Origin of the sequence: Mycobacterium sp. 2YAF39, assembly GCF_052114565.1 — a bacterium.
Classification (GTDB): domain Bacteria; phylum Actinomycetota; class Actinomycetes; order Mycobacteriales; family Mycobacteriaceae; genus Mycobacterium.
Map to the genome: position 1 here is coordinate 17882 of NZ_JBFREZ010000013.1, position 13409 is coordinate 31290.

The 13409-nt window shown below is 67.1% G+C and carries 19 protein-coding genes; 12 read left to right on the plus strand and 7 right to left on the minus strand.

The window, feature by feature from the left end:
• Positions 1-67 precede the first annotated feature (67 nt).
• The 8 genes from lmeA to AB4Z42_RS26300 all read left to right on the plus strand — a co-directional run bounded on the left by lmeA (position 68) and on the right by AB4Z42_RS26300 (position 4192).
• Positions 68-883: a mannan chain length control protein LmeA gene (lmeA, locus tag AB4Z42_RS26265; protein WP_442012176.1), complete on the plus strand. Its 816-nt coding sequence runs from the start codon at positions 68-70 to the stop codon at positions 881-883.
• Positions 880-1302 carry a thioredoxin family protein gene (locus AB4Z42_RS26270; protein WP_442012177.1) on the plus strand — a complete coding sequence of 141 codons (423 nt, stop codon included), beginning with the start codon at positions 880-882 and terminating at the stop codon, positions 1300-1302. Before lmeA ends, AB4Z42_RS26270 begins: the two co-directional genes overlap by 4 nt.
• Before the next feature lie 5 nt (positions 1303-1307).
• Entirely contained in the window at positions 1308-1424 is a 117-nt protein-coding gene (locus AB4Z42_RS26275; RefSeq protein WP_350310128.1) for an Ms5788A family Cys-rich leader peptide, read from the plus strand.
• Between the two features lie 93 nt (positions 1425-1517).
• Positions 1518-1979, plus strand: coding sequence for a DUF4395 domain-containing protein (locus AB4Z42_RS26280; RefSeq protein ID WP_442012178.1), 462 nt, complete (start codon positions 1518-1520; stop codon positions 1977-1979).
• A gap of 36 nt (positions 1980-2015) precedes the next feature.
• Positions 2016-2849, plus strand: a complete 834-nt coding sequence (locus tag AB4Z42_RS26285; protein WP_442012179.1) for a sulfurtransferase — start codon at positions 2016-2018, stop codon at positions 2847-2849.
• A 1-nt stretch (position 2850) separates the two neighbouring features.
• Positions 2851-3153: a DUF1416 domain-containing protein gene (locus tag AB4Z42_RS26290; RefSeq protein WP_442012180.1), complete on the plus strand. Its 303-nt coding sequence runs from the start codon at positions 2851-2853 to the stop codon at positions 3151-3153.
• A 140-nt stretch (positions 3154-3293) separates the two neighbouring features.
• The gene (locus AB4Z42_RS26295) at positions 3294-3923 is read left to right on the plus strand and encodes an FABP family protein (protein WP_442012181.1); all 630 of its coding nucleotides are present in this window, start codon (positions 3294-3296) and stop codon (positions 3921-3923) included.
• Positions 3923-4192 carry a hypothetical protein gene (locus AB4Z42_RS26300; RefSeq protein ID WP_442012182.1) on the plus strand — a complete coding sequence of 90 codons (270 nt, stop codon included), beginning with the start codon at positions 3923-3925 and terminating at the stop codon, positions 4190-4192. Before AB4Z42_RS26295 ends, AB4Z42_RS26300 begins: the two co-directional genes overlap by 1 nt.
• Here the strand turns inward: AB4Z42_RS26300 and AB4Z42_RS26305 are convergent.
• Complete coding sequence (locus tag AB4Z42_RS26305; RefSeq protein WP_442012183.1) at positions 4189-5025, minus strand: ABC transporter substrate-binding protein; 837 nt, start codon at positions 5023-5025, stop codon at positions 4189-4191. The two genes, AB4Z42_RS26300 and AB4Z42_RS26305, sit on opposite strands and share 4 nt — an antisense overlap.
• Before the next feature lie 292 nt (positions 5026-5317).
• Complete coding sequence (locus AB4Z42_RS26310; RefSeq protein WP_442012184.1) at positions 5318-6238, minus strand: aminodeoxychorismate lyase; 921 nt, start codon at positions 6236-6238, stop codon at positions 5318-5320.
• 85 nt (positions 6239-6323) lie between these two features.
• On the opposite strand from AB4Z42_RS26310, the gene ygfZ reads away from it, so the two are divergent.
• Positions 6324-7397: a CAF17-like 4Fe-4S cluster assembly/insertion protein YgfZ gene (ygfZ, locus tag AB4Z42_RS26315; RefSeq protein WP_442012185.1), complete on the plus strand. Its 1074-nt coding sequence runs from the start codon at positions 6324-6326 to the stop codon at positions 7395-7397.
• 161 nt (positions 7398-7558) lie between these two features.
• Positions 7559-7735 (plus strand): DUF3073 domain-containing protein, encoded by a 177-nt coding sequence (locus AB4Z42_RS26320; RefSeq protein ID WP_099038410.1) that lies wholly within the window; start codon positions 7559-7561, stop codon positions 7733-7735.
• Between the two features lie 3 nt (positions 7736-7738).
• Here the strand turns inward: AB4Z42_RS26320 and purM are convergent, their stop codons facing one another.
• On the minus strand, positions 7739-8809 hold the full coding sequence (purM, locus tag AB4Z42_RS26325; protein ID WP_442012186.1) for a phosphoribosylformylglycinamidine cyclo-ligase: 1071 nt from the start codon (positions 8807-8809) through the stop codon (positions 7739-7741).
• A gap of 108 nt (positions 8810-8917) precedes the next feature.
• On the opposite strand from purM, the gene AB4Z42_RS26330 reads away from it, so the two are divergent.
• Both AB4Z42_RS26330 and AB4Z42_RS26335 read left to right on the plus strand, forming a co-directional pair.
• The gene (locus AB4Z42_RS26330) at positions 8918-9364 is read left to right on the plus strand and encodes a cupin domain-containing protein (protein WP_442012187.1); all 447 of its coding nucleotides are present in this window, start codon (positions 8918-8920) and stop codon (positions 9362-9364) included.
• A gap of 35 nt (positions 9365-9399) precedes the next feature.
• The gene (locus AB4Z42_RS26335; RefSeq protein ID WP_442012188.1) at positions 9400-10365 is read left to right on the plus strand and encodes an NAD(P)H-binding protein; all 966 of its coding nucleotides are present in this window, start codon (positions 9400-9402) and stop codon (positions 10363-10365) included.
• Here the strand turns inward: AB4Z42_RS26335 and AB4Z42_RS26340 are convergent.
• The 4 genes from AB4Z42_RS26340 to AB4Z42_RS26355 are packed head-to-tail and all read right to left on the minus strand — an operon-like array spanning position 10362 to position 13408.
• The gene (locus tag AB4Z42_RS26340) at positions 10362-11198 is read right to left on the minus strand and encodes an SDR family NAD(P)-dependent oxidoreductase (protein ID WP_442012189.1); all 837 of its coding nucleotides are present in this window, start codon (positions 11196-11198) and stop codon (positions 10362-10364) included. The two genes, AB4Z42_RS26335 and AB4Z42_RS26340, sit on opposite strands and share 4 nt — an antisense overlap.
• Positions 11199-11200: 2 nt before the next feature.
• The gene (locus tag AB4Z42_RS26345) at positions 11201-11950 is read right to left on the minus strand and encodes an SDR family NAD(P)-dependent oxidoreductase (RefSeq protein ID WP_442012190.1); all 750 of its coding nucleotides are present in this window, start codon (positions 11948-11950) and stop codon (positions 11201-11203) included.
• A 4-nt stretch (positions 11951-11954) separates the two neighbouring features.
• Positions 11955-12554 (minus strand): TetR/AcrR family transcriptional regulator, encoded by a 600-nt coding sequence (locus AB4Z42_RS26350; RefSeq protein ID WP_442012191.1) that lies wholly within the window; start codon positions 12552-12554, stop codon positions 11955-11957.
• Entirely contained in the window at positions 12554-13408 is an 855-nt protein-coding gene (locus tag AB4Z42_RS26355) for an SDR family NAD(P)-dependent oxidoreductase (protein WP_442012192.1), read from the minus strand. The genes AB4Z42_RS26350 and AB4Z42_RS26355 overlap by 1 nt, the downstream gene beginning before the upstream one ends.
• Position 13409 lies beyond the last annotated feature (1 nt).

Consider the following 13409-nt stretch of genomic DNA (forward strand, 5'->3'; position numbering starts at 1 on the left):
CGTTAGGGCTCTAACGATAGCGCGACACCTGCTGGTCAGCTGAGCCAACGCGGTCGAACGGGTCCCGGTGGGCAAGAATGTGCGGGTGCGAAAGCTGCTGATCGGTGTGCTGGCGACCACGACCGCCGTGGTCCTCGGCGCGGTCGGAGCCGATTTCGGCGCGGCGATATATGCCGAGTATCGCCTGGCCAGAAGCGTGCGCACCGCCGCGGACCTGGCCTGGGACCCGTCTGTGGCGATCCTCGGTTTTCCGTTCATCCCGCAGGCGGCCAACCGCCATTACGACGAAGTGGAGATCAGGGCCGCGGGTGTCGCGCATCCCGTGGTCGGGAAGGCCTCGCTGGAGGCCACGCTGCATTCGATCGACCTCGTGGACTCGTCGTGGCTGGTCGGCCCGGATGCCAAGCTGGCCGTCGGCAAGGCGGAAAGCCGCATCATCATCGACTCCACGCACGTCGGGAGGTTCATAGGCATCCCGGATCTGCTGGTCGAGGCGCCGACTCGGGAAAGCAACGACGCCACCGGCGGCACCACCGAATCGGGGATATCCAGCAATCGCGGAGTGGTGTTCACCGGAACCCCGAAATCAGCCGGCTTCGACAAAAGGGTCAGCATCGGGGTGGACCTGTCGATCGTCGGACCCGATCAGACCACCCTGGTCCTCACCGCGACCGATGTGCTGACCGGCGCGGGAACCGCTGACCAGGCCGTTCCCGATGACAAAAAGGCCGATGTGCTGGCCGCATTCACCACCAGCCTGCCCGGCCAGAAGTTGCCGTTCGGGCTCGCGCCGACCGCGGAGGGGGCACGCGGTTCGGACCTCATCATCGAAGGGATCGCCGAGGGAGTAACCGTGGCCCTCGACGAGTTCAACCTGTCATGAGCTCTTCGTGGGTTTTGGTTATCTGCGTGCTCGTCGGCGCGCTGGGGGTGGCGTACGTGATCGGCAGACTGATCACCCTGCGTGCCGGGATGCGCAAGGCGAGTGAGAAGGCCGCCGAGGTCGACACCAGTGACCTGGGACTATCCGAGACAGGGCCGACGGTGCTGCATTTCAGCGCGGAGTGGTGCGGACCGTGCGCCGGGGTGCGAAAGGTTGTCGACCAGGTGTGCGCGGAGCTGCCGGGAGTCGCGCACGTTGAGATCGACATGGACGCCAATCCGGAAGCGGCCAGGCGGCTTTCGGTGCTGTCGCTGCCCACCACCATCATCTTCGACGCCGATCGGCGGCCCCGCTTTCGCACCCACGGCGTCCCGACGCCCGCTGACCTGCGGTCGGCGCTGCAACCGCTGTTGGCTTGATCACCATGTCATTGGGTAAGCTGTCGCTCGTGTCCGCCCGCCTTGAGCCCATGCTCACCAAGCGCCGCGCAGTCGATCTGTGCCGCGTCGCGGGTTGTTGCTGTTGTTGTTGTAGCTGCTGAGTAGCCGCGCCTTTTCTTGCGCCGCACTCGGAAGCGGCCCCTGTGGTCTGCCTTCCTGCCAGCCAGCCCATCCATGCAACGAGGAGCATATTTATGCCGACGAGCACCAGCGCCCCACCCGACCAGGTGGACGTTCGGGGCCCGCGCTTCGCGGCGTGGGTGACCACCGCCGTGATCATCGCGGTACTGCTGGTCTCGGGCGTCAGCGCGCTCGGCGCGGCGGTGATCCTCGGTGTGCAGGCCGTGGTGTTCGCGATCGGCGCGCGGCGCGGACCGCGGCAGCATCCTTACGGCCTGATCTTCCGGGCGCTGGTGGCGCCGCGCCTCGGACCGGTCACCGAGAAGGAGCCGGTGGCTCCGCTGAAGTTCGCACAACTCGTCGGCTTCGTATTCGCGGTCGTCGGCGTCGTCGGCTTCGCCGCCGGCGTTCCGCTGCTCGGCCTCATCGCCACCGGCTTTGCGCTTGTGGCGGCCTTCCTCAACGCGGCCTTCGGCATCTGCCTCGGCTGCCAGATCTATCCGCTCGTCGCACGCTTCCGCCCACATCCCGCATAGCACTTCAAATAGCAAGCAACCGAAAGGATTTCCTACATGGCACGCTCCGACGTCCTGGTCACCACTGACTGGGCCGAGAGCAATCTCGACGCGCCGAACACCGTCTTCGTCGAGGTCGACGAGGACACCTCGGCCTACGAAGGCGGTCACATCGCCGGCGCCGTCAGACTCGACTGGAAGACCGAACTGCAGGACCAGGTCAAGCGCGACTTCGTCGATGCCCAGCAGTTCTCGAAACTGTTGTCGGACAAGGGCATCGGAAACGACGATACGGTGATCCTCTACGGCGGCAACAACAATTGGTTCGCCGCCTACGCGTACTGGTACTTCAAGCTGTACGGCCACGAGAACGTGAAGCTGCTCGACGGTGGCCGCAAGAAGTGGGAGCTGGACGGACGTCCGTTGGTCAAGGATGTGCCCGAGCGCCCATCGACCTCGTACACGGCGAAGGCACCCGACAACAGCATCCGGGCCTTCCGCGACGAGGTCATCGAGGCCATCAACAGCAAGAACCTCGTGGATGTGCGCTCCCCCGACGAGTTCTCGGGCAAGATCCTCGCACCCGCACACCTGCCCCAGGAGCAGAGCCAGCGGCCCGGGCATATCCCCGGCGCCATCAATGTTCCCTGGAGCAAGGCGGCCAACGAGGACGGCACCTTCAAGTCCGACGACGACCTGGCGAAGCTGTACGCCGAGGCCGGGCTCGACGGCCAGAAGGAGACCATCGCGTACTGCCGGATCGGTGAGCGTTCCTCGCACACGTGGTTCGTGCTGCAGGAGTTGTTGGGACACCAGAACGTCAAAAATTACGACGGAAGTTGGACGGAATACGGCTCTCTCGTTGGGGCCCCGATCGAGTTGGGAAGTTGATATGTGCTCTGCACCGAAACAAGGCTTGACGTTGCCCTCCAGTGTCGACCTCGAGCGCGAGACGGTGATCACCGGCCGCGTCGTCGACGGCTCGGGCCAGGCGGTAGGCGGTGCGTTCGTCCGACTGCTGGACAGCTCTGACGAGTTCACCGCGGAGGTCGTCGCGTCGGCCACCGGTGATTTCCGGTTCTTCGCCGCCCCGGGCACGTGGACCCTGCGTGCGCTGTCACCGGCGGGCAACGGCGACGCCAGCGTCGCACCGTCGGGCGCGGGCATCCACGAGGTCGACGTCAAGGTCGCCTGACCTCCTGCGCGGACCGGTCGGGGTATTGCGGTTAGACTTTCTGCCGTGGTGCTGCTCTTCGAAATCCTGCTGATCGCCGCGGTGGTGGTCATCTCCTGGTTCGCGCTGTACACGCTCTATCGCCTCATCACCGACGAGTCGTGACTTCAGGCGACGACGCGGTCGCGGCAGCGGCCGAACGCGCGAAAGCGACCGCAGCCCGCAACATCCCGGTCTTCGACGATCTGCCTGCGCCGCCCGATACCGCGAATCTGCGGGAGGGCGCGAACCTCAACGACGCGCTGCTTGCGCTGCTGCCGCTCGTCGGGGTGTGGCGCGGCGAAGGCGAGGGCCGCGGATCCGACGGGGATTACCGCTTCGGCCAGCAGATCGTCGTCAGCCACGACGGCGGCGACTATCTGATCTGGGAGGCCAGGTCCTGGCGGATCACCGAGGAAGGCGACTACGAGAGCACGTCGTTGCGTGAATCGGGATTCTGGCGGTTTTTCAATGACCCCGCCGATCCCACCGAAAGTGATGCCATCGAGCTGCTGCTGGCCCATTCGGCCGGCTACGTCGAACTGTTCTACGGCCGCCCCCTGAACCAGTCGTCGTGGGAGTTGGCCACCGACGCGCTCGCGCGCACCAAGTCCGGGACGCTCGTCGGTGGCGCCAAACGGCTCTACGGCATCGTCGAAGGCGGCGATCTGGCGTATGTCGAGGAGCGCGTCGACGCCGACGGAGGTCTGGTGCCGAATCTGTCCGCGCGGCTGACGAGGTACGTCGGCTAGTGCGTCAGTCATGGTTGGCCGCGGCGCAAATCCTAGCGGCGGCAGGCATCCTTGCCGGCTGTTCGTCGGATCCCCCGGCCGAGCCGACCAGCACCACAGAGTCGGAGGCCGTGCCCACCGGCCACGGCGCGCTGGCACAGTGCCTCAGTGAGCACGGGGTGCCCTCAGCGCCGGGACCGGCGGTCGGACCGCCGCCGGGAGTGGACCCCGGCGCATGGGATCGAGCGATGCAGGTCTGCTCGTCGCTGGCACCCGGGCCTGCCGGCTAGTTCAGCACCGGCGCCTTACCGGCTTCGGCCAGCCATTCGTGTTCCAGGCGCGACAACGTTCCGTCCGTGCGCAACGAGTCGACGACCGAGGACACACAGCGGGTCAGAGAACTGTTCTTGTCGAGCACGATCCCGAACTGTTCGACGTTGTTGACCGGCACCTGTCCGATGATCGTTCCGCCGCGCAATTCACCGGCGACGGCGAACGCCGTCGGGAGGTCGGCCACCAGTGCGTCGACCTCCCCGTTGGTCAGGGCCACCTTGGCGTCCGCGTTGGTGTTGTAGGCCTCGACCGGGCGATCGCTCCCGATGGCGATCGCGGCCGTGTGACTGGTCGTGCCGACCTGCACGCCCAGTTGCACCTTCCTCAGATCGGCGAGGCTGCGCACCCCCGCCGCGCGTGACGTCTTCGTGGTGACCACGACCTGAGTCACGTCGAAATACGGGGATGAGAAGTCGACTGCCGCCTTGCGCTGATCGGTGATCGAGAACTGAGAAAGATTGGCATCGTAGCCCTTCGGGCCGGGCTCGAGCGCTCCGTTGAACGGGACCCGGACCCAGCGCACGTCGCCGCGGCCGTAGCCCAGATGGTCCGCGACGGCGTAGGCGAGCGCGCTTTCGAAGCCCTCACCGTTGGCCGGATCGTCGCCCAGGTACCAGGGCGGATAGGCGGGTTCGTCGGTGCCGACCGTGAAGATGCCGGGATACAGCGTCGTCAGCTTGTCCTTCTCGCAGTTCTGCGGTTCGGGCGATGCATTGTCGGCGATCGGCGCGCACGCGGTGGCGACGGCGACTGCGGTCGTGGCCGCCGCCCGCCTCCATGCGTTGCCCATAGCCGGATCATCGCGCATTTCTGCAAGTACGGCCACAGGTGGCGACGCTGCCCTGGATATAGAGCGGCCCCCGAGCCATGTGTATCCGGTTGGACAAAACCGAGAGGCTCGGGGGCCGGGTGACTGCGGGGAATTCGCCAGCGCGCGCGGGTGATCCCCTGGCGCTGCTAGCTCGCAGCCACCTCACAAGTCCATAAGTCAATCAAAGTGTCGGACCACCTCCTCTCCTGTGTACGAGCGACGGTACCCGCGTATAACGAAGGCGACAACCGATTTTCGTCGGTTTCAGCCCTCAGCGATCACTCACTATCGCGGCGTCGACGAGCTCGGCGATTTCACCCGTTAACGGAGCGGGTGCCAGCACCTGTCCGTCCAGGGTGTGCACCCGAGCGCCAAGCGTGATGCTCGAGACAAGCCAAACCCCTTGCGCCGCAAATAGATCAGCAGGGCGTAGCGCCTGGTAATCGCACTTGTAGCCATTGTTGCGCGCCACTTCGAACAGCGCCTGCTGGGTGGTTCCCCGAAGGATCGGGTACCACGGCGGCGGCGTGAGCAGTGCGGGGGCGCCGTCCCGTTCGGTGGCGATCACAACCGTCGAACGCGGCCCCTCCAGAATCAGGCCGTCGGAGCCGACGAAGATCACGTCGCCTGCGCCGCGGCGCTCGGCGTGCCGCAGCGCCGCCATGTTCACCGCATAGGACAGCGTCTTGGCGCCGGCCAGCAGCCACGGCATATCGGTGGTGCCCTCGGCCGACAGACCACGGGCCAGCGTCACCGCAGCCACCCCGGCGCTGCGCGCGTCGGCCACCCGCGCGGGCACTGCGCCGACGGTGGCGAATGCCGTGCACGATGTCGCCGGCCCTCCGGCTCCGGCTGGCGGTGACCCACTCTCTCGCCCGCGGCTGTACACCAGTCGCAGCACGCCCTCGCCCCCGCGGTCGGAGAGCCAACGCTCGACGGCCACCCCTACCGCCGTGCGCCAGCGCGGCAGATCCGGTGTGGGGAGATCCATCATGGTCGCCGATTGCGTGAGCCGGCCGAGGTGGGCCTCCAGCAGACAGGGCCGACCGTCGCGGATCAGTAGGGTCTCGAAGATGCCGTCGCCGCGAACGGCGGCAAGGTCGTCGGCGTAGAGCAGTGGCGCGCTCGGATCGTGCAGTTCACCGTCGAGCGTGACCACGACGGCGTTCTCGCTCCCGGCCCTTCTCACCATGGCCAAGAAGCGTAGCGCTCGGCGATGTGGGGGCACCGCCCGCTTGCGGGGGATGGACGAAGAGCGGTGTCCGTAGAGTTGAGGCATGTCAGCAGTGCCCGCACCCGACACGGGGCCCGACGCCGGTGCCGTCTGGCATCACGGCGATCCGCTGGGAGAACAGCGCGCCGCCGCCGACGGGGCCGTGGTGGTGGACCGTTCGCACCGTGCCGTGATCGCCCTCACCGGCGGCGACCGCAACACCTGGCTGCACAGCATCTCCACCCAACATGTGAGCGACCTTCGCGATGGCGTCGTGACGGAGAATCTGAGCCTCGACGGCCAGGGTCGTGTAGAGGATCACTGGGTTCAGACGCAGCTGGGCGACGTCACGTATCTCGACACCGAACCCTCGCGCGGCGAACCGCTCGCGGCGTATCTGCGCAGGATGGTCTTCTGGGCCGATGTGGTCGTCGAACCCGCCGATCTGGCGGTTCTGTCACTGCTCGGCCCGCGGCTGGTGGACCCGCCCGTGCTCGACGCGCTTGGTGTCGCTTCGCTACCGGCCGAATTGACCGCGGTCCAGCTGCCCGACGGTGGTTTCCTGCGCCGGATGGCCGCCCCCGGTATCGAGGTCGACCTGTTGGTCCCCCGCGATCAGGTCACCTCATGGCGGGATCGTCTCATCGCCGCAGGGGTGCGCCCGGCCGGCGTCTGGGCCTATGAGGCGCACCGGGTCACCTCGCTGCGGCCGAGGCTCGGAGTCGACACCGACGAACGCACGATTCCGCACGAGGTCGGCTGGATCGGCAGCGCCGTCCATCTGGACAAGGGCTGCTATCGCGGCCAGGAGACCGTCGCGCGCGTCCACAACCTGGGCAAACCACCGCGGATGCTGGTCCTGCTGCACCTCGACGGGTCCGCGGATCGGCCGGCGACCGGCGACCCCGTGCTGGCGAACGGACGGTCGGTGGGCCGACTCGGCACCGTCATCGACCACGTCGACGAGGGGCCGATCGCCCTGGCGCTGATCAAGCGGGGCCTGCCTGCGGATACACAACTGACCACCGGCGGGGAATCGGCGGTGGCCGCGGTGATCGACGTCGACTCGATGCCGCCACCTGACGCTTCCGGCGCCGGACGGCTGGCGCTGGAGCGGCTGCGAGGCGGCGCGCGCTAACCCGCGACAAGTGCCGGGGTGCATGATCGGAGCCCTCCGGACGGGCCTGCCAGCACACCGCACGGAGGCACGGTAAAGTGTCGGCAGGACGATAAATGACACTCAGATCGGAGCCGCCTGAAATTTGGGCCGCTCCGTTATTGCGCGAGGGGGTACCCCCAATGGGCCGCGGCCGGGCAAAGGCGAAGCAGACCAAGGTTGCTCGTGAGCTCAAATACAGCTCACCTCAGACCGATTTCACGCAGCTACAGCGTGAACTGGCGGGCGCTGACGATCTCAACGGCACCGACAGGTTGGCCGACGACGACGCGGCCGACGACGACGACTGGCGTCGATAAACCCTAGAAGCGCGGGTGCTGGCCCACGAGCTTGGCTCGTGGGCTGTCCTTACCGCCCTTGGTGATGGTGCCGAGGGTCCAGCAGTTCAGATGACGCGCAGTCAGTACAGCCAACGCGCGATCGGTGTCCTCCGGCGCGACGACGGCGACCATGCCGACACCGAGGTTGAAGGTCTTTTCCATCTCGACCCGCTCGACCCGGCCACGCTGCGCGATCATCGTGAACACCGGCGCGGGAGTCCATGTGCCACGGTCGATTTCGGCGGTGAGACCGGGCGGGACGACCCGTTCGATGTTGCCGGCCAGCCCGCCGCCCGTGACGTGGCAGAACGTGCGGACCTGAGTTTCCGCGATCAACGCGAGGCAGTCCTTGGCGTAGATGCGCGTCGGCTCCAGCAGCTCTTCGCCGAGGGTGCGGCCGAACTCCTCGACGTGCCCGGCGAGGTTCATCCGGTCGATCTCCAGCAGCACCTTGCGGGCCAGCGAGTATCCGTTGGAGTGCAGGCCGGTCGACGACATGCCGATGAGCACGTCGCCGGGCTTGACCCTGTCAGGACCCAACACATCGTCGGCCTCGACGACGCCGACGCCGGTGCCCGAGATGTCGTAATGATCGGGCGCCATCAGACCGGGGTGCTCTGCGGTCTCCCCGCCGAGCAGCGCGCAACCGGCCATCACGCAGCCGTTGGCGATACCCGCCACCAGCTCGGAGATCCGCTCGGGAACCGTACGTCCCACCGCGATGTAGTCCTGCAGGAACAGCGGTTCCGCGCCGCACACCACGAGATCGTCGACCACCATCGCGACGAGGTCGATGCCGACGGTGTCGTGCTTGTCCATCGCCTGGGCGACGGCGAGCTTGGTTCCTACGCCGTCGGTCGAGGACGCAAGCACCGGCTCCCGATAGCTGCGTAGCGCGAACAACCCGGCGAAGCCGCCGAGACCGCCCCGCACCTCAGGTCTCGTGGCCTTTTTGGCCAGCGGCTTCAGGAGTTCGACGGCGCGGTCACCGGCTTCGATGTCGACCCCGGCCGACGCGTAGGAGATGCCGGCAGGTTCGGCGCGTTCGGTCATCGCGCACAAGGCTACCGGTCAGCGCGGCGCTAGGTTATTCGTCCTCGAAGATCGCATTCGGTCCGATCAGTCGCGAGCACTCCGTCGGGTGTGAGAACGTGACCGACCATGAAACTTGTTCGCTGGTGCGCACCTGTCCTGTCCGTCGCCCTGACAGCCGCAGCGGCCACAGCGGCCCTGGTGGCCCCATCGACCGCGGTCGCGACGCCGCCCGTCAACGTCGATTCGATCGTCATCAACCAGTCGACCGTCGACGGCATCGACTACATCACGAAGAGGATCACGATCCAGCCTGGCGGCAGCACGGGCTGGCATTATCACGACGGCCGGGTGTTCGGCGTCGTCAGGGAGGGCACGCTGACCCGCACCATGGCGGACTGCAAGGACGTCGTCGACCCCACGGGCGCTGCGGTGACCGAAGACAGTGGACCTGACCACCCGCACAACGGCCGCAACCTGGGGCCCGTGCCAGTCGTGCTGTGGGTGGACTACATCCTGCCTGCCGGAACTCCTACCGCGGTGGAGGTGCCCCCGCCGCCCGGCTGCCCGATCTAGGTTTGCCCGACGCCGAGAATGGCCATCCCGCCTGAATGCCTGCTGATGCCACCCGCTGCTTGGTGACAGGCGCGACCGGCTACATCGGTGGCCGCCTGGTGCCCGAACTTCTCGACCGCGGGTACAGCGTGCGCGCGCTGGCGCGCAACCCCGACAAGCTCGCCGACCGGCCGTGGCGCGATCGAGTCGAGGTCGCACGCGGCGACCTTGGCGACCCCGACTCGCTTAGGGAGGCGTTTGACGGCTGCGACGTCGTCTACTACCTGGTGCACTCGATGGGTACGTCGAAAGACTTCGTCGCGGCGGAGGCCGAGTCGGCCCGTAACGTCGTCGCCGCGGCGAAGCAGGCCGGTGTGAAGCGGTTCGTGTACCTGGGCGGTCTGCACCCGTCGAGAGCGCATCTTTCGCCGCACCTGCGGTCGCGGGTCGCGGTCGGTGAGATCCTGCTGGACTCCGGCATCGAGACGGCCGTGCTGCAGGCCGGGATCGTGGTCGGCTCGGGCTCGGCGTCATTCGAGATGATGCGCCATCTCATCCACCGGCTGCCGGCTATGACGACCCCGAAGTGGGTGCACAACAAGATCCAGCCGATCGCGATCGACGATGTGCTGCACTACCTCGCTGAGGCCGCCGCAGCTGATCTGCCCGAGTCGCGCACCTGGGACGTCGGCGGACCGGATGTTCTCGAGTACGGCGACATGATGCAGGGGTATGCCGCGGTCGCGGGGTTGCGACGGCGGCTGATCATCGCGATTCCGTTCCTGACGCCGACGATCGCCAGCCTGTGGATCGGTCTGGTGACACCCATGCCGACGGGTCTCGCGCGGCCGTTGATCGAATCGCTGGAAGTCGACGCGGTGTGCGACGAGCACGACATCGAGTCCGTGATCGGACCACCGCCCGGCGGCCTGACGGCATATCGCGACGCCGTCGCCCACGCGATGAAACACGGCCCGCTGCCAACCGATCCGCACTGGGCGCACGCCGGCCGCGACGCCTAGGACTCTTTCCCAGGAGAGTTGGCCAGTATCTCGGTGAAGCGGGCTTCGTACGCCGGGATCAGATCCGAATGGGTGATCACCCAGAAACGATCGGTGAGCACCGCGTCGACGATCCGATCGGCGACCGCCGCCGGCGTCAGCCCATCCGGCCCTGTGAATCCGGCCTTGATGCCCAACCGCCAGTTCTCGGCGTCCTGCGTTCGGTGCTCAGATTCCATGGCGGACGGACGGTTGCGCTCGGCCTCCATCACCTTGGTGTCGGTCGCGCTGGGGCACACCACCGAAACCCCGATCGGTTCGCCGGTGATCGCCATCTCCTGCCGCAGTGTCTCCGAAATCGCCACGACGCCCACCTTGCTGACCGCGTACGGCCCCAGAAAGGCGATGCCGCTGACGAGTCCGGCGACCGAGGAGGTGTTGACGATGTGAGCGGGAGTGCCCTGCGACCGGAAGAGCGGAAGGAACGCGGCGATGCCGTGGATCACGCCCCAAAGATTCACTCCCAGAACCCAATTCCAGTCGTCGAGCGTCTGGTCGGCGAGCATGTTGAAGGTGGAGACACCGGCGTTGTTGCACAGCACGTCGACACGCCCGTGTCGATCGAGCACCGCGTCGCGGAGATCGGACACCGACGCGGGATCGGACACGTCGGTGGTCACCATCAGTGTGTCCGCGGGCAGTTCGCCGCTGTCCCGTGCCGCGTCGAGCGCCGCCTGTTCCACATCGGCGATGACGACGCGCGCACCGTGTCCGGTGACCGCTTTCGCCAGGGCTAACCCGATACCACTGGCTCCACCGGTGACGACGACGACCTTGTCGTTCAGCGTGTCCATGCTCACCCTCCGTCGAGAACTATCAGTGCACCGTTGAGATACGAACTGGCGTCGCTTGCGAGATACAGCGCGGTTCCGACGATTTCATCGGAATCGGCGATGCGGCCGAGGCTGACGCTCGCCGCCATTGCCGTCCGGATCTGCTCCGTCGGCATCGAGTTGTGCAGGCTGTCGGTGTGGAAGGTGCCGCATACGATGCCGTTGACACGGATGCCGCGCGGTCCGAACTCCTGCCCGGCCGCCTTCGTCAGCACGTTCAGTCCGGCCTTGGCCGCGGCATACACGACCGTCGACGGGCTCGGGTGCAGCGACGCCTTCGAGCTGATGTTGATCACCGCGGACCCGGCAGGCATGTGATCGGCGGCCAGCGCCATCAGGCGCAAGGGGCCCTTGAGGTTGACATCGACTGTCTTGTCGAACAATTCGGACGTCACGTCGCGCAGGCTGGGCGGCACCGGGGCGATGCCGGCGTTGTTGACCAGCACGTCGATCCGCCCGAACGCCTTCACGGTCTCGTCGATGAGCTGTTGGCATTGCGCCCAGTCGCCGACGTGACAGGCGATCGGCAACGCCTGGCGCCCCAGCGCGTGCACCTCGTCGGCCACCCGTTGGCAACCGTCGAGCTTGCGGCTGGCGACCACGATGTCCGCACCTGCCTCGGCGAAGCCGAGGGCCATCGCCCGCCCAAGCCCCTTACTTGCCCCGGTGACGACGACGACTTTGCCGTCCGCACGTAGGTCGGGGATCGTCATCTTCTCAACCTCTTTCGGCGTCGCGGGTGATGCCGTCGATCACGTACCGGATCTGCAGGGCGAACAACTCGTCGGCTTCGGAGGGAGTGACGCCGTCCCGGTTGCCACCGGAGCGAATGCGCCGTGTCGAACGGACGGACGGTGCCTGCGCGGCGTTTTCGATTGCCACGAACCCCACCGTCGCCCACATCACCAGACGGCACGCCTGCACGGCGGCGTCCGCGGCGAATGAGCTTGCGCGCATGACAGCCACCAGCGGACGTGACGCCTCCACGTATGCGTCACGGTCGGCGGCCAGGATCAGTCGGCTGTCGTGGGCGGTGCGGAGCCGATGACGCAGTTCGGCTGCCCACCGGGCGGCGTAGTCGCCCCACGGCTCGCCTTCGGTGTGCGGTGGCGCCAGGTCGGCCAATAGGTGGTCGGCGATCGCATCGATAAGGCTGTCTTTGTTGCCCACTCGGCTGTAGAGCGGCGCCGGTGAGACTCCGAGGCGTGCCGCCACGCTGCGCATGCTCACAGCGTCGAGGCCCTGTGCGAGGAAGATGTCCACTGCGGCCGCGACGATCTCGTCGGCCGCCAGCTCGAGGTCGTTGGCTCTCGGCATCAGCTCACCTCGCCGAAATCGCGGGCCATGTCGTCGGGGAACAGCATTCTCGCGACGTAGGAGAAGTCGCCCGACGGCGGCGGCAGCGAGGATCCTCCACATACGCCGAGCAGCTGACCGGTGATCCATCCGGAGTAGTCGGAGGCGAAATACACGACCGCGCGGGCGACGTCCTCGGGACGCCCGAGGCCGCCGTGCAGGCTCTGTCCTGCCAACGGGGTGCCGTCGCGGATGATTTCCATGTTCTCGGGAGTGGTTGTGGTGGTGACGGTTTCGGTAGCGACCCAGCCCGGTCGCACGCCGTTGACCCGGATCCCGAACCGGCCGAGTTCGGCGGCACTCGTACGTACCAGCTCGTCGACGGCGGCCTTGGTGACGTTGTAGGTCGCCATGAACGCGGCGGGTCGCGAACTGGCGATGGACGAGATCGCGACAATCGATCCGCCTCTGCCGGTCATCCGCCTCGCGGCGTGCTTGATGGTGTGCGCCGTACCGAGCAGATTCACGCCGACGGGGCCCATCCAGTGGTCGTCGGTGAGGTGCAGCACCGAACCCGGCATCGGGACGCCCGCGTTGGCGACCGCGATGTCCAATACGCCGTCGACCGAGGCGGCTTCGACCGCCGCCTGCACCTGCGCATCGTCGGTGACATCGGCGACGACGCTGCTTACCGCGCCGGGCATCTCGGCCGCGGCGGCTTCGAGGACCGCGAGGTCGGGGCCGCAGATCGTGACCGCGGCACCCGCTTCGGCCAGTGCGGTCGCGCAGGCCTGTCCGATGCCCGTGCCGCCTCCGGTGACCAGCGCGCTGCGACCGTTCAGCGACAGCACCGGCGGTGCGATGTTTCCCGTCACG

Bases quoted from the DNA above. Each gene is read 5' to 3' on its own strand.
- AB4Z42_RS26335 (WP_442012188.1), top strand. From the start codon at position 9,400: ATGCCTGCTGATGCCACCCGCTGCTTGGTGACAGGCGCGACCGGCTAC.
- AB4Z42_RS26345 (WP_442012190.1), bottom strand. From the start codon at position 11,950: ATGACGATCCCCGACCTACGTGCGGACGGCAAAGTCGTCGTCGTCACC.
- AB4Z42_RS26290 (WP_442012180.1), top strand. From the start codon at position 2,851: ATGTGCTCTGCACCGAAACAAGGCTTGACGTTGCCCTCCAGTGTCGAC.
- AB4Z42_RS26275 (WP_350310128.1), top strand. From the start codon at position 1,308: ATGTCATTGGGTAAGCTGTCGCTCGTGTCCGCCCGCCTTGAGCCCATG.
- AB4Z42_RS26270 (WP_442012177.1), top strand. From the start codon at position 880: ATGAGCTCTTCGTGGGTTTTGGTTATCTGCGTGCTCGTCGGCGCGCTG.
- AB4Z42_RS26305 (WP_442012183.1), bottom strand. From the start codon at position 5,025: ATGGGCAACGCATGGAGGCGGGCGGCGGCCACGACCGCAGTCGCCGTC.
- AB4Z42_RS26350 (WP_442012191.1), bottom strand. From the start codon at position 12,554: ATGCCGAGAGCCAACGACCTCGAGCTGGCGGCCGACGAGATCGTCGCG.
- AB4Z42_RS26330 (WP_442012187.1), top strand. From the start codon at position 8,918: ATGAAACTTGTTCGCTGGTGCGCACCTGTCCTGTCCGTCGCCCTGACA.
- AB4Z42_RS26285 (WP_442012179.1), top strand. From the start codon at position 2,016: ATGGCACGCTCCGACGTCCTGGTCACCACTGACTGGGCCGAGAGCAAT.
- AB4Z42_RS26280 (WP_442012178.1), top strand. From the start codon at position 1,518: ATGCCGACGAGCACCAGCGCCCCACCCGACCAGGTGGACGTTCGGGGC.
- ygfZ (WP_442012185.1), top strand. From the start codon at position 6,324: ATGTCAGCAGTGCCCGCACCCGACACGGGGCCCGACGCCGGTGCCGTC.
- AB4Z42_RS26340 (WP_442012189.1), bottom strand. From the start codon at position 11,198: ATGGACACGCTGAACGACAAGGTCGTCGTCGTCACCGGTGGAGCCAGT.
- AB4Z42_RS26310 (WP_442012184.1), bottom strand. From the start codon at position 6,238: ATGGTGAGAAGGGCCGGGAGCGAGAACGCCGTCGTGGTCACGCTCGAC.
- purM (WP_442012186.1), bottom strand. From the start codon at position 8,809: ATGACCGAACGCGCCGAACCTGCCGGCATCTCCTACGCGTCGGCCGGG.
- AB4Z42_RS26320 (WP_099038410.1), top strand. From the start codon at position 7,559: ATGGGCCGCGGCCGGGCAAAGGCGAAGCAGACCAAGGTTGCTCGTGAG.